The sequence below is a fragment of the Pseudoalteromonas sp. 5Ae-yellow genome, from assembly GCF_014077565.1.
Classification (GTDB): Bacteria; Pseudomonadota; Gammaproteobacteria; order Enterobacterales; family Alteromonadaceae; genus Pseudoalteromonas.
On the sequence record NZ_JACGWD010000009.1, the window covers coordinates 1 to 23,548 of the forward strand.

Below are 23,548 nucleotides of genomic sequence, written 5' to 3' on the forward strand. Positions count from 1 at the left end.
TTTTTGCTATGTCTAAACCAATTGTTGTAATCTTCATTTTGGTCTTCTCCCTTTGATTATTGTAACCACTTTAATCATGGCACATAGATGCCGTATAGGGAGGAGACCATTACATCAGGTTAGTTAGTAAAATAACACCAAATACGATTCGGTAAAGACCAAAACTAACAAAAGTGAAATTTTCTAGAAAGCGTATGAATAGTTTAATAGTAAAATAAGCAACTATAAAAGACGTTAAAAAACCCACAGCAAGGGCAGTTAGGTCATCTAAGCTAAACAGTTGGTAATGTTTAAGTAAGTCGTACCCTGAGGCTGCTGCAAGTACAGGTAAACCAAGTAAAAATGAAAATTCAGCGCTGGTTTTTCGGTTTAAACCACACAACATGGCACCAACAATAGAGCTCCCAGCACGACTAGTCCCTGGAATTAACGCAAATACTTGTGCTACGCCAATCCAAAGTGCTTGTTTATAAGTAACTTGGGTTACATCGGTAGTTGTGCAGTGAGCCTCTTTATAACTGCGCTCTAATAGTAAAAAAATCACACCGCCTACAATAAACATAACACCTACTACAGGTACGCTAAACAGTGTTTTTATTACATCACTAAATATAAAACCAATAATACCCAAAGGAATAAATGCAATGGCAACTTTAATCCATAAATTAAAATGTTTAGGGCTAAACTTGTCTTTATAGTTAGCTAGTACCGCTAAAATGGCGGCAAGTTGAATAATGACTTCGAAGGCGAGGTTAGTGTCTGTTGATTCAATGCCTAACCACTTTGACGCTACAATTAAGTGCCCGGTTGATGATATGGGTAAAAATTCTGTTATACCTTCAATAATACCTAAAATAATCGAGTTAATTATATCCACGGTTTACTGCTTCCTGAAAAATTAAAAAGCCCGAACTCGGCTTAACTGAAATGACGCATTACTGCGTACCTAAATTGCGAGGCGTAGCATAAAAGCTCTTAAGGCAAACCAACAGTGTTATTAGACTTAATTTGTTTAATAAATTGCATTAAGTGATAAATGCAATTTATAATAGTAATTGTTATCATTTGCATATGCTGTTTTGTATATGTTTGGGCAAATTTATTGAGCGAATAATGAATAATAAAAAAACGTTTACAGCTACACGGAGAAGGCACTTAATTGCGTGTGTTTTAGCGCTAGTTACAGCGGTAATAATGATTCCGGGTATGACAACCTATTTACCATTTCAAATGAATGAACAAATATTACTGCCTATTTTACTCTTTCCTGTTATTTGGACTGCGTTGTTTATTTATGCGTATTTGGCGCAAAAAGTATGGCAACCTTTTGTAGTCATGATTGCATTGTGTGTATTACATGGTTTATTGAGTTTTTGGGCGTTAACGCAGGGGCAGGGATGAAGTCGATTATTTTAAAAAAGCTATTTTTATTACATAGCTGGGTAGGAATTATTACTGCGGTACTGCTATTTATTGTTGCATTTAGCGGCGCATTAGCAGTTCTGTCGCGACCTGAGTTAAAAATATGGGCTAATCCAGAACTGCAATCTAGCCAACACGTTGCCAGCGCGAAAATTAATAGACTAGTAAACGAATATCATAAACAAGTACCTAGTGAATTTGGCGAAAACATTCATGTGTTTTTACCAAGTGGGCATAACTTTCATTTATTAACGTTGGTATTTGAATCTCACCATGGCGATGAAAATTACGACCAAGAGGTGGCTAGAGTATTTCAATTTCATCCCAATACACTGGTGCTGGAAAATACTTACTATGGGCCTAGTAAAGAGTTTTACGCCAATAAAAAAACCGATGCGCCAACTTATATAGGTGAGTTTCATGCAGATTTGCATTTAGGGCGACCAATTGGGTTAATACTCACTGGGTTTTTAGGTTTAACGCTTTTAGTAAGTGCAGTGACAGGCTTGTTTATTCATCGCAAATTGATAAAAGAGCTCTTTACGTTTAGGCGAGATAAAGGGTTAGATATTGCAATAAGCGATGCTCATAAGGTTATAGGTATTTGGGGCAGCGTATTTAATATTGTGATTGGTTTTACAGGATCATTTTTAGGGCTCGCGACCATTATTTTACTACCAGCAGCTGCCTTTGTGAGCTTTGGTGGCGATCAAGATAAGTTAATAGAAACGTTTACCGCCATTCCTGAGCCTGTAGTTAGCCACATTAAGCAACCTACAAAAATAGACACTATTTTAGAGCATGCTCATAGTCGTTACCCTGAAGCAATAATTAGAGATGTCACAATAATGGCGCATAACGATGCGAATGCGCAGGTATATTTGCGTTTGTTAGGTGGCGAGGCTGTTGCTTCTCAGTTACTGCATTACCAAGGCAATGGTGAGTTTGTACAGTCGATGAGTAGTTTTGGTGATATTTCAGGTGTTTCAATAAAAGTAATTGAGCTGATGTTTCCGCTGCACTTTGGAAACTTTGCAGGGGTGTTTGTCAAACTGCTTTGGGTATTACTTGGTTTAAGTACTGCGCTTTTACCTATTTCGGGCATGATGATGTGGCTAGCAAAGCGTATACGTGGCAGTAGTCCTTCACTGAGTATGCAGGCATATGCACGCTGGAATCGCTTTATTATTGGCAGTTGTGGTGGCTTGGTATTAGCAAGCTTTGTGCTATTTCCTGTGCAAGTTGTACTTAATTATACCGTTATTGGTGTGGCGCAAAATAGCTTTTTTGGACCCGTGTTTTTTTATACGTGGTTGGCATGGGTACTCTTAAGCGTATTGCCCATAGGTTATAAAAACTACTTTAAGCTGACACTTTTACTATGCGGCGCTTCGCTTGCTTTGGTGCTGCCACTTAATATTATATTTGGAGTGAGCAATGTTATTAACCTTAATAGCTCGCTTGTTGCGGTAGTAGATATAAGCTTTATGGTGGTGGGTACCGTGTGTATGTTTGGTGCTTTAAAAATAAAAAGCACACAAAAATTACAAGTTGAGGTACAACTCGCATGAACGAGCTACTAATTACAATTGCGATGGTAAGTTTATTATTAATGATGCTCAACCTACGAAAAAACACACTTACATTAGCGACTAAAACATTTTTAAGTGCACTGCTATTTGGTTTAGCGCTGATATGTTTTATGAGTGTTTACGGTATTTTAGGCGGTGCAATATGCACCGTTGTGGGAGCTATGTTAGCTGGTTTACTAACCGCAGTTATTGCGGGTAAAGCACCGCAATTATTAGGTTAAATAATGCAGTTATTTAGCTAAAAAGGCCTTAGCAGTATCAACTCCCATGTTGTAACCACTATTAAGTATTTCAAACTTTTTAGTGGTACGCCCAACTTTAAAATTAGCCGGTGGTGCAATGATATTGATTTTGCAGTCATTTGGTGGATTCATAATAAAATCGATAGACTTATTATAAAAATCAGCCCTATTTAAGGTCGTTTGAATTAATGCGGGATAGTTTTTATACATTTTTTTAGTAAGCCAAGGTGCCTTACTTGGTTTTTTACGATAGCCTAAACATTGAGACAAAATAACGGTGATTTCGCGTGCACCCATTTCGTAAGCTTTTATAACCGGAATTGAATCAGCAACACCGCCATCGGTCATCGCTATGTCATTAATAATAGGGTAGTCACGATATGCAATGGATATAGCGCATGATGCTTTTAATTGATGCACCATATCGGCGCTGGTGGCTTTTAAATAGTGTGCTTTGCCTGATTCGATTGCCGTAGATACAATATAAAACTCGTGTGGAGTTTGTTCGAATACCTCTGTATGAAGACGTATTTCGCGAATCGTTTCTTGCCATAACCAATCTAAATCAAATAAATGACCACCTTTAATAAAGCGCGCTAAATTAATAAATTCAGGACGGCATGAATAGTCAGTAATCACTTTATAATTTCGCATTGGTTGTTTGCATAAAAATGCGGCTATATTAGTGGCCCCGGCTGAAACACCAAAATAGCGTTCAAACGGCTGATATTGCTGTTTTAAAAACTCATCAAGCACACCTGCGGCAAATATACCGCGCATTGCACCGCCTTCAACGACGAGTGTATTTTTATTATTGTTGTTCATGGTCAATCCTTTTTATTAAATTTGATGTTATCAACTCAGTCTAAAAAATGCGATAGAGATTACTGAAGGTGTTGATAAATTAAAGCCAGGTACACATCGCGAAATCAACTGTTTTCTGGTAAGGTTTGGGTTACAAGGCTTTGTTAATAATAAAGAATAAGTATTTATGTTTGACCCTAGCGTAACCATTTTTGAAAGCACACAGAATCGGCTTGCAGAAAGTCCTCTTTGGCACCCTATGCTGAATACTTTTTATTGGGTCGACATAAATAAAAAATTACTTTTAAGCAAAAAAATACACAGCGAAAGCCAACTAAAAACAGTTAATATGCCTGATACACTCAGTGCAATAGCGTGGATTGATGAGCAGCACTTGTTGCTAGGTACAAGTACTGGTTTATACAAATACCATATTAATTCGTGCACTCGCCACCTTATTCTTAATATTGAAAATACACAACTAAATAGGCGTTCAAACGACGGCCGCGCTGATCCATGGGGTGGTTTTTGGTTAAGTACAATGGACGTAAATGCTAAAAAAGGTGACGGTAAGATATACCGTTATTATAAACACCAGCTTAAAGTCGTTGTAAGTAACTTGAGTATCCCAAATGGATTGTGCTTTGATAAGCCACGTTTACGCGGTTATTACTGCGACTCTTTAACGAGTTGTATTTATGTATTAGATTTGGATGAGCAAACTGGCGAACCTTGCTCTGAGCCACGTGTTTTTTATCAATTTAATAATACTGATGTTGACCCCGATGGCTGCGTAACCGACCAATTAGGTAATTTGTGGCTAGCTGTGTGGGGAATGGGGTGTGTTATGTGTTTATCCCCAGGCGGTGAGCTAATTAAAACAATAAAGCTTTGTGCAATAAAACCGACATGCACTGCATTTGGCGGTAAAAATGCTGAATTGTTACTTGTGACATCGGCATTTGATGAATCGATTAATAATACTGTTACTGAACAAGGCGCTGTATTTCAAATCTCAGGCATAAAAAACGGGCAGTTTGAGTCGCCCGTTTTACTGTAATTTATTATACACAGTGCTTGTTTTAAAGTGATGGTTAGCTTTTAGGCTTAACCCACATAACACCCACTTCTTTTTTGGTTACTAAAACCTCAGTACCGGCGCTAATTGGTTGCTCACTTTTGAGTTTCCAGCTAATACCTGAATATTGATGGGTAGTTAAACCTTGTTCTGTTACATCGCTAGTAAGTACAAAAGTCAGTTCAGCAAAATCACTATTCACTTGCTTCTTATCTACGCGATTTTGCATTTGTTTTAATGGTTTCCAAAGTGCAACGGCTAAGCCAGCTGTTACAACTGCATTACTCCAAAGGGCTGTTGCTAATGAGTCAGGTAAAATACCAAAACTCATTAATAATCCTGTAAGGAATAGCGATAATCCAAAAAACAACAAAATAAATGTAGAAAGGCCAAGTACTGCTACTTCTATTATTAAAGCAACAATACCAAGTACCATAAGTGTTTGCGGTAAATTTTGCGTAATAAAATCCATACAAACCTCTTTATTTAGTTATTAACCCAAATGCTTTTTATTTAAGCTATTAATGATTGCCATACCTTGGGCAACCATTGAGCTTGCATCTGTCGCGTTGTCTGGCAGTAATACAATTGATGATTCACGAGCAATCGCTTCTTTAGCCGCGATTGCTTTAGTTGCTAAATCTAACTGAATTGCTTTTTGACCTTGCTCTGTATCTGCAGCTTCGCCTATTTTAATAAGTGCATTTGCTTGTGCTTCTGCAACCGTAGTAATAGCTGTTGCTTCACCTTCAGCGCGTAAAATTTGCTCGGCTTTGTCGGCTTCAGCAGCAAGTACTTGTGCTTGTTTTTTACCTTCAGCAACGTTGATATTTGCTTGGCGATCACCTTCTGACTCTAAAATTTGAGCTCGTTTAACACGCTCAGCTTTCATTTGTGCTTCCATCGCTTCCATAATAGAGTTAGGCGGCACAATATCTTTAATTTCGTAGCGAAGTACTTGAATACCCCAAGGCTCAGATGCCTGGTTTATAGCTGCAACAATGTTGGTATTAAGTAAATCACGCTCTTCAAATGTTTTATCAAGCTCCATTTTACCTAATTCTGAACGCATTGTTGTTTGTGAAAGTTGTACAACTGCAAACGTATAGTCGTCAACGCCATACGTTGCTTTGTACGGGTCTAGTACTCTAAAGTACAGTACGCCATCAACTATAAGTGAGATGTTATCTTTAGTGATAGCTGACTGCGATGGTACATCTTGAGCTTGTTCTTTTAAGCTACGATCAGCCGAGATTCTATCAATAAATGGAATAATAAAGTTAAGGCCGGCTTCTTTAGTTGATTGGTATTTACCAAAACGTTCGATTAACCAGGCGCGGTTTTGTGGTACAAATTTAACGCTACTTTTTAAAAGCACGATAACAAAAACAAGTAAAAAAGCCTCAACAGTAAAAACCATATCGAGAATTTGTGTGACTGGATCCATTTAAACATTCCTTATAATAATTAAACGCTGAGTGGTTGTATTGTTTATAATTTCAGCGTGTATAGATTATCACTACAGCGAACTTTTAACCACTAAAACTCACTGTAGCGCGCCGGCTTAGTCGGTTTTTGTAAAAACTGGCTATTTTATTTCTGCCTGTTTCTTTTGCGTTATAAAGGGCTATGTCGGCGTTAGTTATAACTTCTTTAGGTGTTGTTTTTTGATTGGGTATAAGGCTATAAAATCCGATACTCAAAGTGAGGTATTTACTGGCACTTGAAAAGTTATGTTCAATTGCAAGTTCTGCAATTTTTTCCTGAATAAGAACAGCATATCTTTGGCAATGATCTGTGTCGACTGCAGGTAAAATTATCGCAAATTCTTCACCACCGAAACGAGCGGCTAAATCACCTTCACGTTTACAAAGATCATGCAGCGCTTTGGCAACTTGTTTTAACACTTCGTCACCTAGCTGATGCCCATAGTTATCGTTATAACGCTTAAAAAAATCAATATCACACATTATTAAACTAATGGGTTCTTTATTACGTGCGCCGCGCTTAATTTCGCATTTTAAAGTTTGATCAAAACAGCGTCGGTTAGCAATGTTTGTAAGGCCATCAGTATTAACTTGTTTGTTAAGTTTATGATTGGCATTAATGAGTTGCTGCTGAGCTTGTTGTAGCTCTTGCTTGTAATTTAAATTTTTGAAAGCATTAGCAAGCATTTCACCTACTAACCTTAAGCGAATAAGGTCTAAATCAGTCCAGTTTCGCTTTTGAACAACGCAATCACAGCCTATAAAGCCAACGAGCTCTTTGTCATAACGTAGACCAATGCAAAGTACTGATTTTATTTTTTGTCGCTGGAAAATTGTTTTTTCGCTCATTGCTTGAATGGGTAACGACGTTACATCGTTAACTCTAAATAAGTGAGTACGTGCCATCAAACTAAAAAAATATGGGAGATCGCTTTTCGGAAGGTTTTGTAAGTCCTCTTTAAATGCTTGTATATCATTATTGACCCATTCGTGGGTGTTATTTATGGTTTTACCATCCTCGGCAAACTTAAAAAGATAACTTCTATCTGCGTGGCAAACGGTACCAATAGCTTTTAATGCGTAGTTGATATGCTTATCAACGTCGTCGTTTTGAATATCAATTAAGTCAGTTGATATGTTCGAAATAATATTATCAAAATCATATTGTTCATCTACATTATTATTCAATACATCGATTATAATAATGGAGCTTGAGTTAGGTAATTTTGCAAATTTTACATTGAGTAGCAATTTAGATACCTGTTTTGATAAAACAAACTGGCATTGGTTATTTGCAGTGAAATAATCAAAGAATAGCTCCTCGACTAATAGTTCTTTTTTACTGTGATGATTGGTTAAAGTGATGTGTGAAAAATCAATTTTATTAAAATGTGATTTATTTCTTAAGCCAAACAAGTCCTGTGCTTGGCTGTTAACTTTAAATATATTTTCATTGGCATCATAAAGTAATACACAAAACGGCAGTAACTCCAAGTTTCGCCATATTTCATTTGATAGGTTATTACTCACTCAACTCTCCATGTGTTTAAGCCACAATTAAATTGTTATCTATTGTATTTTTATTGTTTTTACTTGGGCGTGTTAATCGTCCTTAGAACGAGCTCAAAAGGCAGCACATGTTTGGTATTTATGCTGCGTTATCGCCTATTTATGGGGAATAGCCACACTACATAGGCTCTGCCTTGCCTAAAAAAAAATACTGGTGTAAATTCAACCACCGAAGTTCAACAAGCCCTACTAATTATTAGCACATTTTTTTTGATTTACTAAGTTTTTAGTGCGTTTGAGGGCAGTACGTATTATAATTGATACTGTATATCATTACCCTTTTCTACTCTAAGCCATCTTTGGTTTATTTACACTTTAAGTATAGGTTATTCAAGCATTTCATGACAGAAATCACTACACACCAAGCTTCTCGTCGTCGGTTACTTATTGCGCTAGCAATTACGTGTTCGTTTATGGTAATTCAGGTTATAGGTGCTTATTATTCTAATTCGCTTGCTGTACTTGCCGATGCGGGGCATTTGTTTGTTCACAATAGCTCGTTATTCATCGCACTGATTGCATCAAGTCTCGCTATTCATTTTGCTAAAACCTATAACGATGGCCATCAACGAGCCGAGCTTTTGGGTGGTCTGGTGAACGGATTTTTATACCTAGCAATCAGTTTAATTATTTTGTATGAAGGTGGTGAGCGCTATATACACCAGCATGAAGGAAATGAGCTGGCTATTAATAGTTATTTAATGTCGGTTATTGCTGCTATTGGTTTTTTATTTCATGGTGCTGCTGCATGGGTTTTATATGAAGGCCGCAAAGCGAGTATTAATGTTTACGCGGTATTTTTACATTCATTCTTTGATTTGATTTCTACCGTATCGACATTTGTGGCTGGTATTCTTATATATTTTACGGGCTGGGTTGTTATCGATATTTTATCGAGCATGTTAATCGCCTCTTTCGTGTTGTTTACCGGTGTTAAGGTCATTATTAGTTGTATAAAAGGTTTACGCTTAAATAAGGCCAAACTTCCTAAAGTTGCAGATATTGAAAGTGAGATTACAGATATGGAGCATGTTCACAATGTCCATAACGTCACTGTAACGCGTAAATATAAGGGTGTAGTAGTCGGGGCGCACGTTGTACTTAAAGAGCATTGTACTATTGAAAAACACGATGAAGCATGTCGTATGAAGGTAGAACAACTGTTAGCTGAAAAATTTAATGTACGCAATAGTGTATTACAAATAGAAAGCCACGAATGCCATCACATCCATTAGTAGCATTTAATTAATATAAAAGCGTGTAATAATGATTAGCACGCTTTTAATGTTTTAAATCAAATCAAATCAAATCAAATCAAATCAATGATATTGCTAAAACAATCGCTTTTACGTAAGTCTTTAGCATCCATTGGCCTTGCAAAGTAATAACCTTGCAGTACAGTACACCCAACCTCGGCTAAAAAGATCATCTGTTCGCGCGTTTCTACTCCTTCTGCAATACAGTAAAGATCTAGGTTTTCGGCCAATAAAAGAATGGTCTTAATAATTGACTCATCCCCTTTATCTATACCAATACTGTTTACAAAGCTTTGATCTATTTTAATAACATTAATAGGAAATTGGCTCAAATAGGTGAGTGACGAGTAACCAGTACCAAAATCATCAAGTAGTAATTTAAACCCAGCAGCTTTTAAGTTTTGTAGCTGCTTGGCTGCTTTGAGTTTATCTTCTAGTAAAATACTCTCTGTTATTTCAAGTCTTAATTGTCTTGGATGAACTTGAGAGTCCGCTAATATGGACATTAACCGCTGGGTTATGTTTGTTTTTAAAATGTGTTTAGGCGATAAGTTTAAAGATATATAAAACAATGGGTTTGCGCTGAGTATAGGTGCAATTTCAATAAGAGCTCGTTGCAATGCTTGCTCAGTAAGGAGTTCTATTAAACCGGTTTCTTCTGCTACCGGTATAAAAAGTGCTGGGGATACCAACTGTCCTTGATTTTTCCAGCGCATGAGTAACTCCACGCCATTTATTGTTTTTTCTTCTATATCGATAATGGGCTGATAGTGATTAAAAAATCGGTTGTCTTTTACTGCATCTTTTAAATCATTTTCGAGCAGTAACTTTTGTTTTATCAGCTCATTCATTTCATCGCTAAAAAACTTAAAGTCGTTTCTCCCGCCTTGTTTAGCGTGCATCATGGCTACATCGGCATTACGGATAAGTAAATCGGTGGTTACAGCATCGAATGGGTATAAAGCAACGCCAATACTGGCTGAAATATTAATAGAGAAGTCTTCAATAATTACTTTATTAGCTAACTCATTACTAATTTTTCTTACTGTATCGCGAAGAGACTGAAGCGATTTTATATTTTGAATCAGCACTAAAAATTCATCACCACTTTGTCGGCCAAGTTTTGCGTTTGCGCCGAGCATACCGTTCACTCTTTGGGTAATATTACACAAGAGCTTATCGCCAACTGCGTGGCCAAAAGAGTCATTAACAGGTTTAAATTTATCTAAATCAATAAATAACAATGCACATTGTGTATTATTTTCATCGGCATATCTAATCGCTTTTTCGATGTTCTGATACATTAAACTACGATTTGGTAAATGCGTTAGAGGATCAAAATTAGCTAAATAGCGCAGCTCGTTTTCAGCACGTTTTTGTTCGGTTAAATCTGTAATAACAACTACGTAGTAACTAGCAGTATCTTTTGTAACTGCTGTGGCACTTATGTGAATTGGATGTTCGTTATTTCTTGCTGTTTTTATATAAGCATCACTTTGCCAGTTTTCTGTCGGTTTTAATTTTTTTAAAATACCAGCAAATTCTTTACACTTATCTTTACCAATCGCTTTTATGAACAATTTAGGACTAATTTTAGTGGCTACTTTTTCATTTGAAAATGTTTCAATAAAACTGTTGTTCGCAGAAAATGGCATTAAATGTTCATCGAGTATAAGTAACCAGTCGTTTATTTGGCTGAACGCTTCACCTAAAATTTTTGCTTGTTGCTCGTTAGCCCGTTGCTCGGTGATGTTGGTATATATGCCAGAAACATATAAAGGCTCATTTGTTTGAGGGTTATAAATAACTTGCCCTGTATCTTGATACCACAGCCAGTGGCCTTTTTTGTGTTGTAAACGATAGGTTGCTTGCCAATTTTGCTGTTTTTTATATTTGAAATAGTTTTCCCATTGGCTTTCAAAACGACGACGATCATCTGGATGTATAAGTACTAAAAATTGGCCTATGTGCACGCGTTCAGGTAAGTCTGAGTAACCTAGCTCACTTCCTCTAAGTGTGTTTACAGAATTATCTTTAAAATTATAATCCCAAACACCGCTTTTATTATTTTTAAGCGCGAGTTCTGTTTGTTTTTGTGAATGAATAGTGGCTCTATGGGCTCGTTCAATTGCAACTTGGCGGCTGCGGTATTGCCAAAAAATGAAAAACAATACGGCAAGTATTAAAATTACATAGGCGGCAATAGAAAAGGGCGATTTCCAAGGAGCGTAGGCTACGTTGATGTTGAGTGTGGCTGGTTCGCTTGTAACAACACCATCACGATTATGTGCTGATATTGTTAGTGAGTAGCTACCTGGTTGAAGCTTTGTGAAAAACACTTGATTAGATTGTAAGTCTTCATATGTAAGGGATGTTGGCCCTGAAAGAATTACCTTATAATACGCTTTGTCTATATTGGGGTAAGAAAAGCTAGAAAAACTAACCGTAAGACCCATATCCTCATAGTCAAGCTCAAGCGGTTGGCTAAGGTATTTCTGCGGATAATAATTTAGTTCTTTGGTAAAGAGATTTATATCAGTAATAGCTAAGTTATTTTTTTTAAATAACTCTTTCTCATCAAAATCTAAGGGATCAAACAGTAGAGCTCCCGCATTGCTACCAAAAATTAATTTGCCATCATTTAATGTTGTTGCTGCGATTTGTGTGAATTGGTTTATGTTCAACCCGTCTTTTACTGAATAACTCATTACATTGAGTGTATCTAAGTTTATTTGATACAAACCATTGTCGGTACTTGCCCATAAAAAACCATTTTCATCAGGAAGTAATGAATAAATAGAATCAGTATTAAATGAATTTTTTAATCCTATGTAGTGTTTTCTCTCATAAGTAACTGGGTCAACACCAAGTAAACCTTCGTGGGTGGTTGCTAACCATAAAATATTTCGCTTTGAGTCTAAGTAAAAATTTTCTACCGTGTAAAAAATATCTTTTTTAGGGTTAAATGACTGAAATATAGTTGTTAATTTTTGATTTTTTTCGTTGTACCTAAGGAAGCTTTTTGATGTACCAAGTAAAAATTCGTCAGGGTTAGTTTTAAGGTGTTTATAAAAAGCGTAAGAAAATAAAGGATCGACTTGCTCTTTGAGCCCCTTAATAATTCTTGTTTTTCCTGTTGTTTCATTAAAAACATAAAAATTATCATCCGACATAAATGCATATGTGTCTGCAGATAACTGGGCAAAGCCAAATAAGTTGGATTGGTTAATTACATTTTTTTCTGTGTCTTTATTTTCAATAATTTTACCCGTTTGTTTATCAAACAGTTTGAACCCGTTGAAAGTAACAAGCCAAAGGAATTGATTATTACCAATTGAAGACGCAAAAATATCATAAACGGCAGATGCCCCGTATATTGCTTTTGAGTCGGTTGAGCTCAGATATACATCACTTTTATTTGTTGCTTTGTCGTACCGTGCAATTCCATCTTCTGTTCCTAACCAAATAATATTATTTTTGTCTTGGTAGGTGGCATGAATAGTATTGTTACCGGGTAAAGTAATGTGTTTAAACCGTCGGGTTTTAATTGGCCATGTAAACACGCCCTGGGTTCTAGATGTGAGCCAAAGTACGCCGGACTTATCAACCATTAGATCGTTTATTGAGTTTTCATTAATATTAAACTTACTTTTTTCATAATTTAATACGAATTCTAGTTCTTTGGTTTCGCGGTGATAACTGAACAATCCACTTTGGGTTGCTACAAACTCCCCGTAAACAGTATTGGCATAATCCCATATATTATAATCAGGGATTAAAGTTGTAATATTTGCTGCAGATATATTTTTGTTATTATCGAATGCTAATTGATACATGCCTTCAACAGTACCAACAAGTAATCCTAATTCATTATCAACACTTAAGAATTTGACGTTTACATTATCTATCGTATTTTTTTCAGGGGGATGAAGAGGTATTTTTACAAGTTCTGAATTATCTATATTTGCAGTGTATAAACCATCATTTGTACCAATATATAAAGTGTTTTTATATATTGTTAATGACCGAATGTAGTCACCTTTATTTGGCAGGATTAGCTTAAATGTGAAGCGTTTACTCGTCTCATCAAATGTATATATTTGGGCATCTATGGCGAAGTAAAAAGTACCTTGTTGCTGAGTCATTGCAGAGATCGGAGAGAATATTTTTTGTTCTTTATCTATTTGACCAGAATAGATTTTTTCGGTTTTTAAAGTGAGGGGATCTATTATATAAGCACCAGAAAGGTCTGTTGAGACAATGATTTTTCCGTCTTCGGCTTTAAATAACGCATAAATATAGTGTTTATCTAGGCCAAAGCCGCCACTAAAAGTTTTTACATTATATCCATCAAAACGGTTTAAACCCTGTTGGGTTGCTATCCAAATATAACCAATATCATCCTCTTGAGTCTGCAAAACGTAACTTTGTGATAGGCCTTCGTCAGTAGAAATTCGTTGTAATTGTTGAGCATAGTTTTGTGATGCAAAAGTGCTTTGGATGCATAGTAAAAAAACAATAGTGATATGAAAAAAAAGTTTGCTCAAACGCACTTATAAACACTCTCAGTGGAGGATAGGATGATACTTAGCTAGATAGTAAATATAGCATAAGTTTTTATTTTTTAATTACAAATGATATACGTAAAGTTAAAAGCTCTATTTTCAAATAGTGAGCTACTCTATACAGATAATAGTAAATGCTTAGAAGGAGAGTATAGTGGTTTTCTCTAATGTTGATGCAAAAAATAGCGTGTTATTAATAATAGACTTACAAGAGTTGCTTGCTCCTGCAATTAAAGACTTTCCGAATATTTTAAAAAGTACATTGCAGTTAGCGCAGGCGGGTATTATTCACAGTGTCCCAGTCTTAATAACCGAGCAATATGTCAAGGGGTTGGGCAAAACTAATCAGCAAATTAAAAGCATGTTACCTAATGCCGTGTATTTTCATAAGACGTACTTTAGTGCGTGTGCAGAGCCAGGCTTTATTGATAAGTTAAAAAGTTATGGTAAACAGCAAGTTGTTGTTGTGGGAACTGAAGCACATGTGTGTGTTTTACAAACATGCTTAGATTTAATTAAAAATGGTTTTGAAATTATTGTTGCACACGATGGAATTGGTTCTAGAAATCCAGAACATAAAAACCTGGCAGTTGAGCAATTACGCCAAGCAGGTGCGGTAATTTCATGCGCTGAAATAGTTCTTTTTCAATGGACAAAAAAAGCAGCAACGCCTACGTTTAAAAAAATACTGCCTATAATTAAGTAGACGGAATGTAATGTAAATTGAATATGTTTATGGTTGTGCAGATAGTTTATTACTGTGCTCAGTGAACTGAAACTTGTTTATGTACGTATATTGCAGACTGCTTTTATAAACAATAATGCAAACAACAATTTTAAGGTTCTTATGTCTAGTATTGGCCGGTTATTTACGATTATTTTCAGTCTTTTGTTTGTCGAGTCTATCGCTATTGGTTTGTACTTCGACACGTTAGCGCAGGCTTTTATGATAGGTTTGCCATTGTGTTTATTACCTATATGGCTTTTAAACACACAGGGGGATAGTCCTGTAACGCCGCATGTGGTGGCTGCGGCCATAATGATGTTTTCATTTTTGCACATACAACAAACTTTTGGGTTGATTGAAGTACATTTTGAAATATTTATTTTAATGCCCATGTTAATTGTTTTTGTACAGTGGCGAGTGTTTATTACCGCGATTATTTTTGTAGCTGTTCACCATTTATCTTTTTATTATCTACAAACTCAAAATACGGGTTTCTACGTATTTGACCCCGATAGGCTTGCTTTTACTACAGTACTTATACATGCAGGATATGCAATAGTTGAAGTGTTAGTTGCAGGTTATATAGCTAAAACATTACAACGCGAACGTCGTGCGGGTTTATCTTTAAGTTATGCGACAGAGCAAATAATGAAAGATCCTGAGAATATTAAACTTTCCCTACGTGCTGATGATACTAAAAGCGATGCTGTGGTTGGATTTAATACATTGCTAGACTATATATCTGATGTTATTAAGCAGGTACAAACTCAATCAGAATCATTGCAAAAAAACTCACAAGAGCTTATTGATGTACACGATCAGTTAGCGAGTGGTGCGGTTCAACGCACACAACAAACCGATGATATTGCTAATTCTGGCGCTCAAGTTGCCAATGGCTTTAAACTTGTAGAAGAAGAAAGTGAGGTGCTTAAGCGCCAAGTTGACCATATTACACAATCTGCAGGTGATGCATTAAAAGAAGTGCTTCAAACAGATGCTAAAAGTAGAGAGTTGTTAACACTGCTTAACCATACCGAAGAAAAGATAAATCACTTAGTGGCAGCGGGCGATGTTATTTCAGGGCTTCTTAATGAAATATCAGGTATTGCTGAGCAAACAAACCTACTTGCTTTAAATGCCGCTATTGAAGCTGCCCGCGCAGGCGAACACGGTCGAGGTTTTGCTGTTGTTGCTGATGAGGTAAGATCTTTGGCTAACCACAGTAAAGCAACAACAGATAAAATTAGTCTTACATTAAAAGATCTTGTTAATAATAGTAAAACGTCAACGCAATCAATGAGTCAGTGTGTGAGTTTTGTAGTTGATTTAACAAGTATTAGTGCTGCAATGAAAGAGAATATTTCAGCAATGAGCGAGCAAATAGCCGCAGTATCTTCAAGCTCTGACTCAGTTGCACAAGTGGTAGCGGAGCAGGCAGGTAATACCGAGTTAATAGCAAGCAGTACTGATACTATGCGCCAAAATCAGTACCAAGATACGCAAATAGTGCAGCAGTTAACCGCTAAGGTGCAGTTAATCGATGTAAGTATTGATGTATTAGAGCAAAGCATTGCCAAGTTTAAATAAATCTAACTCTTTTGTATTTTCGCTTATAACTATATGGCTTGTTTGTGTTGTTGCAGGGTTAGTGTATTTTCAGTTAGAGCAACTTAAACCGTTTGATAGCTCAAAAGTTTTATTGCAAAAGCACTGGTTTAATAACTTTAAAAAGCAATTGGACTGGGTTGACACTAATGAAGCGTCGTTAGTGCTTATAACTGAAAAAAATTGCGGGTGCACCATACAAGCCAAGCCGCATATTTCATCGTTAAGCTCCTTTGCTGCCAATAAAGCTATGAAGGTTGTACAAGTTGAATTAACACCAAAGCTTAAACTTGTTATTCCGGCAACGCCTGCCGCCGTTATTATTAATAAAAACGGTGATTTTGTTTATGCCGGTCCTCTCTCCGAAGGGTTAGCGTGTGCCCAGGGAAGTGGCTTTGTTGAAACTGCGGTCACTAATTTAGCTGCAGGTTTTAACTCAAACCTCTTAATTACACAAACCAAGGGATGTTATTGTGTAAATAATACGTAAATAACGTGCAGAAAAAATTAAAGCTCGCACTTAAATTAATAGGTTCGAGCTTTAACATTGATTAAATTGTAACTAAGCCATAAATACCTAATGACACAAACACACAAGCAGCAATAGCACGTACGGTGTTTAGAGATATTCTTTTTAGTAATGCATTACCAGCATATATAACAGGCACGTTAGCAATTAGCATACCTAACGTGGTTCCTACCGTTACCCAAAACACAGACTGATATTGTGCGCCTAGCAACACTGTCGCTATTTGTGTTTTATCACCAATTTCTGCAATAAAAAATAATACAAAAGCAACTAAAAAAGCCCCGTAGCTATCGTATTTACTACTTACATCTTCGTCTTTGTCTGGAACTAATAGCCAAAGGCCAACAACAATAAAGCTGATGTTTACAAGCCAAGGTAAATATTCAGAAGAAAAACTATTACTTAACCACTGCCCAAACCACGCTGATAGGCCATGATTGAGTAAAGTTGCGGCTAAAATACCAAGAATAAGTGCGCTTTTATTACGAAAACGGGCAGCTAACAGGAGTGATAAAAGCTGGGTTTTATCGCCAATTTCGGCAAGTGTAACAGTGACGGTTGAGGTTAAAAAAACTTCCATTATTGATTCTTACAGGCGGGAATGCTAAACCAAGGCAAACAACTATCTCCCGCCATGAGGATAGTGTCTACCTAGGTCTCGCCGATAACGCTTGCTACAACATTACAAACTTACCATGCACATGAGGTGCAATTATGTTGATAAGTTTACTCATTACTGAGCGGGCTACTCCCCTAAGAGGCGGCCATTATTCCATAACTTTATTCTTAGGTAAATATAGTTAAGAGAACAAATACCATATTCTAATAAATAATTTATATTTATTAGTGAGGAAGCTATTGATAACAATTGTCGTTTAGATTAGTATGCATCTATTGAATGTAATTAACACGGTTTGTATTGATGTATATTTGTCTTTGTCACGGTGTGACTGATAAAAAAATTGAGCAAACAATTGACGATGGTGCAACGACCATGCGTGAATTAACCAAAGAGCTTAAAGTAGGCAGCCAATGCGGTAAGTGTTGTGGTTGTACTAAAAAGATCCTTAATCGCAGGCTTATTCAAATTGCGGATGTAACGGATCAAGTTGCTTAATTACATATAAAATTTAGATATAAAAAAAGCAGCTTTTTAGCTGCTTTTTTTATGCTTGTTACTATTTACAGTTGAGACTGTAAGTAGTTTTTGATACCCGTATTTTTAATAAGTAATTGTTGGGTTTCTAACCAATCAATTTGCTCTTCTTGTTCATTTAAAATGTGATCAAGGGCTTCACGGGTAATGTAATCTTTTTTACTTTCAGCCAGTTTAACTGCGCTACGTAACTCATCAATAGTATCGAGTTCAAAACTCATGTTAGCAGCAATCATTTCTTCGCTGTTTTCACCAATACGTAATCGGCCTAGGTCTTGAAGATTTGGTAAGCCTTCTAAAAACAAAATACGTTCAATTAAACGATCAGCGTTTTTCATTTTTTGAATTGATACTTTGTAGTCTGCTTTATCAAGCTGTGTAAAGCCAAAATCTTTAAACATACGTGCATGTAAAAAGTATTGGTTAATACCAACAAGCTCATTAGCGAGTACTTTATTAAGCGCTGCAATAACGTCTTTATCGCCTTTCATAATATGCTCCTACTAAGCCATTTGTGCTTGATGATAATTTTCAGAACCAATTTTATCAATTAGACCAAGTTGTTGCTCTAACCAGTAAACATGATCTTCTTCGGTATCAAATAACAGCTTTTCTAAAATGCTACGAGATTGATAATCTTGTTGTTCTTCACATATTGCGATGACGTCTTTAACACACGCAACTACTTCAAGCTCTAGTGTTAAATCGTTTTGCATCATGCTTTTTACATCGTTACCGATAAGTAAATCACGGCGCTTAGTCATATTTGGTACACCTTCTAAAAACAAGATGCGCTTAATAAGCCAGTCTGCGTGATCTTTTTCTTCTTCCATTTCGTGGTTAAGGCGCTCGTATAGTTTGTTTAAACCCCAGTCGTCATACATGCGCGAGTGTATAAAATACTGATCGATTGCTGCTAATTCGTTAGCTAACAATGTATTAAACGCATCGATTACTTTTTGATTACCTTTCATGATAAATCGCCTCAACTATTTCAATTGTATGCAGTGTAGTACATATAGCCTATATTGCAAGTTTTCTCTATAAAAATCATTGCTTTACTATTGGTTTTGATTCTTATTTAAGTTTGCGTTACTGCTTGGTTTGTGGACAGTTTTTTATTTGTATTAGTATCTGAGAATGATTACTAGAGGTATTTATAAACAATAAGTTGAGAGACTGCATTTCATATTATTTTTTAAATAAATAGGCATGCTGATGATGCCTATTTATTGAGTATATTACTAATTAAAACTGGTATTTAGCACCTAGGGTAGCCGTTGTGCCTAATCCTTTGATGTTATAGCCGCCGTAAGTGTAAGATTGTGCGCGGGCAGGGTAGTAATCGCTATTGAACAGGTTTTCGATACCAAAATAGCCACTCCAGCTGGCGTTAACATTGTACTGGCCACTTAAGTTAAATGTGTTGTAGCTACTAACAGGGCCCTGATCGCCAGAGTATTGGCCTTGCGCATTTTTATCAAAACGCTTTCTGTTGCCTACATATAAAAAGCTCATTGCAAGAGATAGCTCGTCATTTGTTTGCCACGTTACATTCGCTGTTGCTTTAGGTGGGCTAATTTGGCTTGCCCCTAAATAGTCATCGGCCTCGGTATTTTTACCTTCAACATAGCTGTACGTTGCGCTTAATTTAAGATCTTGGGTAATAGTGTAATTAACTAACCCTTCGTAACCCCATATTTCTTGTGGCGCACGCACAGGTTCGTAAACTCCTGTTACTTCATTATACTCATTACTTGTACCAAGCTCTGAGGTACTTCTGTAAAGAGCAAATTCAAAACGTACGTTTTCAAACTGTGAGGTAAAACCAACTTCGTAATTGTCGATTATTGAGGCTTGTGTTTGAATAAGTGCAATGTCGTCAACGGTTGCAGCACGAAGTAAGCGACCAATATCAGAAATATCAGAGCCCTGTGAGTAGCTAAAAAACGGGCTAAAGGCATCTGTTAAGTTATATTTAATACCGGCGTTATAAGTTGTTGCATCGTAATTAATGGTGTCGCCACGCACATTTAATGGTACTGAACATTGCGATGCGGTTTTGCAAAGTTTTAGCGTTTGGTAGTCACTTACGCTCAAATCAATGCTTTCTTTTCTTACACCCGCTTTTACAATAATGTCGTCGTTTATTACCCATTTGGTTTGTAAAAAGCCAGCCACACTTTCCATGTCCATTTCTGGCACCCACACACGGCCATCTACTAAAGGTTGCGATGTTTTATCGTTTAAGGCATCAATACCGTAGATTAGGGTGGCTGTTACGTTTTCAAAATCAAACTGACTATTAAATGTAGCTCTGGCACCTTGCTTGTCTGATTTAATAACCGATTGACCACCGCTATAACCTTCATCAAGGTTGGCTAAAGCGGTTGAGAAAAAGAATACGTTTTCTATATTTTGTTTATACAGATCGAGGGTCATTTGTGTGTTTTCAAACAGCGCGTAATCAACATATTTTAGGGTTATATTTTCGTTGCCTTCTGGGCCTTGCGGCTTACCTTGTTTTTGAAGCTCTAAGGGGACGTGTATAGCGTATGTTTTCTCCCCTATATTGCCATCGCCAGTAACATCGCCTAAATCAGTTTTTTGCTGTGAGCTGTAAAAGTTATAGCTAAACTGCAGTTGCTTTTCGTCGTCAAAATCATAAGTTAGTTTGGTAAAATAGTTTTGAGTTTCAGAGTCTGATAAACCATATTGCAAGCCTAAAATATCGCCCTCTGCATCGCGTTGCACGCCGTTTTCTTCATAGCTTGCCGTTAGCAGGTAGCTTAGTTGGTCGAGCTTACCGTTTACTGCGGCTGATACTCTACCGCCGCCACTTTCTGCTAATTTAACAGCGCTAAAGCGGCTTGAAATACTTATTTCACCTTCCGGTTTACCATCACTGCGAGCCTGTTTTGTTATGTAGTTAATAATGCCACCTGAGGCACCATTACCATAAATAGACGTTGCGCCTTTTATGACTTCAATGCGCGCTATGGCACTTGCATCAAGCGTTTTTACGCCTAAAGAACCATTACGAAGAGGTGTTGATTGCGGTACACCATCAATCATTATTAATGGCGCACGGCCGCGTAGTGTTTGTCCTGAATTACTTGAACTGCCTGTATCTGGGGCAAGCCCTGGAACCATTTGCGCGAGTAAGCTCCCCAGTTCTGAGCTTACTTTTAAATGCTGTTGTATTTGTTGCTGATTAATAACGGTAATCGAGGCAGGTACTTCGTCAATGTTCTCTGATATGCGGCTGCCAGATACAATGACATGCTCTAACTGATCAGAAGTGTATTCATTTTTATTATTTTCATTTGCTAACGTGTTAGTACTTATTGCAATAGCAATAAGGCAAAGCGAAGTTTTTAACATGGGGTGTCTTAGTTGATAACAATTTACGTAATGGTAATTATTATCAACTAACGACACAAGTGTTAATGAGATTTATTTCCATTTATGGCGTTTTAACCAAAAATATACACCGCTTACAATAAAAAATGCGAGTGAAAGGGCTATTAATAACCATAAAAACTGCACTATAGGACCTGCAAAATCACCAATGTGAAATTTATACTTAAAGTTCCATGCTTGTGTTGTGAAGTTGGTTTTACTGGCGTCAAATGAGTTTAATACTTTACCAGTAAATGGGTTAGTCCAAACCCAGCTGTAAGCATGGCTTTCGCCAGGGTTTTGCATTCTCAGTGCAATTGCTTCGTCATCTTTTTTAGGCAAGTAAATTCTATATGTTTTGCCATCAGGGAATACGCTCTCGGCATTTTTTATTGCTTCGTTATAATTTAAAACAGCTTGAGAAAGGGGGATTATTTTTGGCGCTTTAGGTCTTTGCTCTACTTTGTTAAACGTTACAAATTCTAATACAGATTGAGTTTGTGTTTTCCAGTTAAATGCCATACCAGTAAATGCAATCAGTATAAGCGGTATAAAAAAGTAAACACCAAGCACTGTATGAAATTGATACATGAGCACTCTAAATTTGGCTTTTGGTTTTATAGCTAAACGTTTAACTCTGTTTTTTGGTTTTACCCATAAGTAAAAGCCCAGTAATACATTTATTAAAAGTAGCAATGCACATACCGACATCCAATTTCGAAAGGTTTTTTCACCCTTACTATTTTCAAACAACAGCCAGCGATGTAAGCCTTGGGCAAACCCATAAATAGTATCGGTTGATTCATAGACGTTTAGTACACTCCCTGAATAGGGATTAACACTAGCGTAGTGTTTATTAGCTAACCTAAACTGCCATGCGGCGTCCGGTGCTTGCTCTGGCATAAAAAAAGTAATTTTTTGCTTAGTTTGAGTTTGTACATTTTGTATAAGCTCATCGTAATGCATAAAAGTAGCTTGTGGTGCTACTTGCCATTTTGCGGGTTCTATTAAGTGCTGAATGTCTTTTGCATAAATCATAACAGCACCGGTTAAGCTCACTATTAATAAAAATAGTCCGCTAATAAGGGCAAGGCCTAAATGAATTCTACGTAACCAAATTTTCAAAAACGGTATCTCATTATGAGTTAATGCTAATATTGTAAATGATAATACGAGCTGTTTTCAATTAAATAGTTGTGTATTTGGTTGGATTTCTATTATGCAATTTTCGATATTATAATTATCGTGTAAGAATATTTTTATGGCTTGCAAATTAATCGCTTGCTGAGTGCTAATAATAAGCTCGCAGTAGCTTTCTTTATCGTCTAATTGCCAAAGCTTAATACTGGTTACCGATTCGATATTAAATTTACTACTAATAGCATCCGATATTGCGTGTGTGTCGATATTGTCAGGCGCTGCTTGCATTAAAACTTTGCAGCTTTGTTTTAAAAGTAAAATGCCATGATAAATTACATACATAGAAATAAGTACAGTGGCGATTAAATCAACAATATACCATTGATATAAAATAATTAAGGTGCCAGCAATGATTACCACAATAGATGCCATTGCATCTGATACGTTATGAATGAAGGCTGCTTTTATATTTATACTGTGATTTGCACCAGCTCGATAGGTTAAATACGCTGTTGCTAAATCAATCACTAACGCTATTGCGGCCACCCACACAACTATCCAACCATTAATTGGTTGAGGGTTTAAATAACTCGAAATTGATTCAAAAATTAAATACACACCAATTATTATTAGTGTACTGCTATTAAAAAGAGTGGCGAGTATTTCAGCGCGTTTATAGCCAAAGTGATGAGTGTCATCAGCTGGTTTATTACCGATTTTTCGTGCAATCAAGGCTATAAATATAGCGGCGGCATCACTTAAGTTGTGAAGTGCATCTGCTATAAGTGACAAACTGCCCGAAAATAACCCACCAATAACTTGGGCTATGGTTAGTAATACATTAATAAAAACTGCAACGGTGAGCTGCTTATTACTTTGGTTTTCGTCTACATGACTATGTGAATGATCGTGCGCCATTGCCATAATCCCTTCAAATACATTGACTGAATATTGATTATATCATGGGTGGTTTA

The 23,548-nt window shown here is 36.6% G+C and carries 21 protein-coding genes; 9 read left to right on the plus strand and 12 right to left on the minus strand.

Annotation, left to right across the window (positions count from 1 at the left end):
- Window positions 1–109 precede the first annotated feature (109 nt).
- Window positions 110–877 carry an undecaprenyl-diphosphate phosphatase gene (locus H4J63_RS04155; protein WP_182194727.1) on the minus strand — a complete coding sequence of 256 codons (768 nt, stop codon included), beginning with the start codon at window positions 875–877 and terminating at the stop codon, window positions 110–112.
- 236 nt (window positions 878–1,113) lie between these two features.
- Between H4J63_RS04155 and H4J63_RS04160 the strand changes: the two genes are divergently transcribed.
- Genes H4J63_RS04160 through H4J63_RS04170 form a run of 3 tightly spaced genes read left to right on the plus strand, consistent with a single transcriptional unit; the run spans window position 1,114 to window position 3,235 of the window.
- Window positions 1,114–1,401, plus strand: coding sequence for a hypothetical protein (locus H4J63_RS04160; RefSeq protein WP_024600574.1), 288 nt, complete (start codon window positions 1,114–1,116; stop codon window positions 1,399–1,401).
- Window positions 1,398–2,993: a PepSY domain-containing protein gene (locus tag H4J63_RS04165; RefSeq protein ID WP_182194730.1), complete on the plus strand. Its 1,596-nt coding sequence runs from the start codon at window positions 1,398–1,400 to the stop codon at window positions 2,991–2,993. Before H4J63_RS04160 ends, H4J63_RS04165 begins: the two co-directional genes overlap by 4 nt.
- Window positions 2,990–3,235 carry a hypothetical protein gene (locus H4J63_RS04170; protein ID WP_007581829.1) on the plus strand — a complete coding sequence of 82 codons (246 nt, stop codon included), beginning with the start codon at window positions 2,990–2,992 and terminating at the stop codon, window positions 3,233–3,235. The genes H4J63_RS04165 and H4J63_RS04170 overlap by 4 nt, the downstream gene beginning before the upstream one ends.
- A gap of 9 nt (window positions 3,236–3,244) precedes the next feature.
- On the opposite strand, the gene H4J63_RS04175 is transcribed toward H4J63_RS04170, so the two are convergent.
- Window positions 3,245–4,081: a patatin family protein gene (locus tag H4J63_RS04175; protein WP_182194732.1), complete on the minus strand. Its 837-nt coding sequence runs from the start codon at window positions 4,079–4,081 to the stop codon at window positions 3,245–3,247.
- Window positions 4,082–4,247: 166 nt separating this feature from the next.
- Here H4J63_RS04175 and H4J63_RS04180 point away from each other — a divergent pair, with 166 nt between their 5' ends.
- Window positions 4,248–5,120 (plus strand): SMP-30/gluconolactonase/LRE family protein, encoded by an 873-nt coding sequence (locus H4J63_RS04180; protein WP_024605672.1) that lies wholly within the window; start codon window positions 4,248–4,250, stop codon window positions 5,118–5,120.
- Window positions 5,121–5,154: 34 nt separating this feature from the next.
- Here H4J63_RS04180 and H4J63_RS04185 read toward each other — a convergent pair whose 3' ends face one another.
- From H4J63_RS04185 to H4J63_RS04195, 3 genes are all read right to left on the minus strand, one after another.
- Window positions 5,155–5,610, minus strand: coding sequence for an NfeD family protein (locus tag H4J63_RS04185; RefSeq protein WP_024605673.1), 456 nt, complete (start codon window positions 5,608–5,610; stop codon window positions 5,155–5,157).
- 21 nt (window positions 5,611–5,631) lie between these two features.
- Window positions 5,632–6,585, minus strand: a complete 954-nt coding sequence (locus H4J63_RS04190) for a slipin family protein (RefSeq protein ID WP_007581832.1) — start codon at window positions 6,583–6,585, stop codon at window positions 5,632–5,634.
- An 85-nt stretch (window positions 6,586–6,670) separates the two neighbouring features.
- Window positions 6,671–8,155 carry a diguanylate cyclase domain-containing protein gene (locus H4J63_RS04195; protein WP_182194735.1) on the minus strand — a complete coding sequence of 495 codons (1,485 nt, stop codon included), beginning with the start codon at window positions 8,153–8,155 and terminating at the stop codon, window positions 6,671–6,673.
- Between the two features lie 380 nt (window positions 8,156–8,535).
- On the opposite strand from H4J63_RS04195, the gene H4J63_RS04200 reads away from it, so the two are divergent.
- Window positions 8,536–9,429, plus strand: a complete 894-nt coding sequence (locus tag H4J63_RS04200; RefSeq protein WP_182194738.1) for a cation diffusion facilitator family transporter — start codon at window positions 8,536–8,538, stop codon at window positions 9,427–9,429.
- Window positions 9,430–9,503: 74 nt separating this feature from the next.
- On the opposite strand, the gene H4J63_RS04205 is transcribed toward H4J63_RS04200, so the two are convergent.
- Window positions 9,504–14,003: an EAL domain-containing protein gene (locus tag H4J63_RS04205; protein ID WP_182194741.1), complete on the minus strand. Its 4,500-nt coding sequence runs from the start codon at window positions 14,001–14,003 to the stop codon at window positions 9,504–9,506.
- A 166-nt stretch (window positions 14,004–14,169) separates the two neighbouring features.
- Between H4J63_RS04205 and H4J63_RS04210 the strand changes: the two genes are divergently transcribed.
- The 3 genes from H4J63_RS04210 to H4J63_RS04220 all read left to right on the plus strand — a co-directional run bounded on the left by H4J63_RS04210 (window position 14,170) and on the right by H4J63_RS04220 (window position 16,837).
- Window positions 14,170–14,721, plus strand: coding sequence for a hydrolase (locus tag H4J63_RS04210; RefSeq protein ID WP_024605677.1), 552 nt, complete (start codon window positions 14,170–14,172; stop codon window positions 14,719–14,721).
- A 141-nt stretch (window positions 14,722–14,862) separates the two neighbouring features.
- The gene (locus tag H4J63_RS04215) at window positions 14,863–16,329 is read left to right on the plus strand and encodes a methyl-accepting chemotaxis protein (protein WP_182194743.1); all 1,467 of its coding nucleotides are present in this window, start codon (window positions 14,863–14,865) and stop codon (window positions 16,327–16,329) included.
- Window positions 16,313–16,837, plus strand: a complete 525-nt coding sequence (locus tag H4J63_RS04220) for a DUF6436 domain-containing protein (protein ID WP_024605679.1) — start codon at window positions 16,313–16,315, stop codon at window positions 16,835–16,837. The genes H4J63_RS04215 and H4J63_RS04220 overlap by 17 nt, the downstream gene beginning before the upstream one ends.
- Before the next feature lie 61 nt (window positions 16,838–16,898).
- On the opposite strand, the gene H4J63_RS04225 is transcribed toward H4J63_RS04220, so the two are convergent.
- The gene (locus tag H4J63_RS04225) at window positions 16,899–17,456 is read right to left on the minus strand and encodes a TMEM165/GDT1 family protein (protein ID WP_024605680.1); all 558 of its coding nucleotides are present in this window, start codon (window positions 17,454–17,456) and stop codon (window positions 16,899–16,901) included.
- Window positions 17,457–17,798: 342 nt separating this feature from the next.
- Here H4J63_RS04225 and H4J63_RS04230 point away from each other — a divergent pair, with 342 nt between their 5' ends.
- On the plus strand, window positions 17,799–17,993 hold the full coding sequence (locus tag H4J63_RS04230; protein ID WP_002960627.1) for a (2Fe-2S)-binding protein: 195 nt from the start codon (window positions 17,799–17,801) through the stop codon (window positions 17,991–17,993).
- 65 nt (window positions 17,994–18,058) lie between these two features.
- Here the strand turns inward: H4J63_RS04230 and bfr (H4J63_RS04235) are convergent, their stop codons facing one another.
- The 5 genes from bfr (H4J63_RS04235) to H4J63_RS04255 all read right to left on the minus strand — a co-directional run bounded on the left by bfr (H4J63_RS04235) (window position 18,059) and on the right by H4J63_RS04255 (window position 23,492).
- The gene (gene bfr / locus H4J63_RS04235) at window positions 18,059–18,523 is read right to left on the minus strand and encodes a bacterioferritin (protein ID WP_002958984.1); all 465 of its coding nucleotides are present in this window, start codon (window positions 18,521–18,523) and stop codon (window positions 18,059–18,061) included.
- Between the two features lie 12 nt (window positions 18,524–18,535).
- Window positions 18,536–19,006, minus strand: a complete 471-nt coding sequence (bfr, locus tag H4J63_RS04240) for a bacterioferritin (RefSeq protein ID WP_002958985.1) — start codon at window positions 19,004–19,006, stop codon at window positions 18,536–18,538.
- 274 nt (window positions 19,007–19,280) lie between these two features.
- A complete protein-coding gene (locus H4J63_RS04245) occupies window positions 19,281–21,416 on the minus strand; it encodes a TonB-dependent receptor (RefSeq protein ID WP_182194746.1) in 2,136 nt (711 codons plus the stop codon).
- 72 nt (window positions 21,417–21,488) lie between these two features.
- Window positions 21,489–22,559, minus strand: a complete 1,071-nt coding sequence (locus H4J63_RS04250) for a PepSY domain-containing protein (RefSeq protein WP_024605681.1) — start codon at window positions 22,557–22,559, stop codon at window positions 21,489–21,491.
- Window positions 22,560–22,616: 57 nt separating this feature from the next.
- Window positions 22,617–23,492: a cation diffusion facilitator family transporter gene (locus H4J63_RS04255; protein WP_024600553.1), complete on the minus strand. Its 876-nt coding sequence runs from the start codon at window positions 23,490–23,492 to the stop codon at window positions 22,617–22,619.
- Window positions 23,493–23,548 lie beyond the last annotated feature (56 nt).

Coding starts and splice junctions, on each gene's coding strand:
- bfr (WP_002958985.1), bottom strand. CDS start 19,006: ATGAAAGGTAATCAAAAAGTAATCGATGCGTTTAATACATTGTTAGCT.
- H4J63_RS04170 (WP_007581829.1), top strand. CDS start 2,990: ATGAACGAGCTACTAATTACAATTGCGATGGTAAGTTTATTATTAATG.
- H4J63_RS04255 (WP_024600553.1), bottom strand. CDS start 23,492: ATGGCGCACGATCATTCACATAGTCATGTAGACGAAAACCAAAGTAAT.
- H4J63_RS04230 (WP_002960627.1), top strand. CDS start 17,799: ATGTATATTTGTCTTTGTCACGGTGTGACTGATAAAAAAATTGAGCAA.
- H4J63_RS04165 (WP_182194730.1), top strand. CDS start 1,398: ATGAAGTCGATTATTTTAAAAAAGCTATTTTTATTACATAGCTGGGTA.
- bfr (WP_002958984.1), bottom strand. CDS start 18,523: ATGAAAGGCGATAAAGACGTTATTGCAGCGCTTAATAAAGTACTCGCT.
- H4J63_RS04245 (WP_182194746.1), bottom strand. CDS start 21,416: ATGTTAAAAACTTCGCTTTGCCTTATTGCTATTGCAATAAGTACTAAC.
- H4J63_RS04225 (WP_024605680.1), bottom strand. CDS start 17,456: ATGGAAGTTTTTTTAACCTCAACCGTCACTGTTACACTTGCCGAAATT.
- H4J63_RS04200 (WP_182194738.1), top strand. CDS start 8,536: ATGACAGAAATCACTACACACCAAGCTTCTCGTCGTCGGTTACTTATT.
- H4J63_RS04185 (WP_024605673.1), bottom strand. CDS start 5,610: ATGGATTTTATTACGCAAAATTTACCGCAAACACTTATGGTACTTGGT.
- H4J63_RS04175 (WP_182194732.1), bottom strand. CDS start 4,081: ATGAACAACAATAATAAAAATACACTCGTCGTTGAAGGCGGTGCAATG.
- H4J63_RS04160 (WP_024600574.1), top strand. CDS start 1,114: ATGAATAATAAAAAAACGTTTACAGCTACACGGAGAAGGCACTTAATT.
- H4J63_RS04215 (WP_182194743.1), top strand. CDS start 14,863: ATGTCTAGTATTGGCCGGTTATTTACGATTATTTTCAGTCTTTTGTTT.
- H4J63_RS04180 (WP_024605672.1), top strand. CDS start 4,248: ATGTTTGACCCTAGCGTAACCATTTTTGAAAGCACACAGAATCGGCTT.
- H4J63_RS04190 (WP_007581832.1), bottom strand. CDS start 6,585: ATGGATCCAGTCACACAAATTCTCGATATGGTTTTTACTGTTGAGGCT.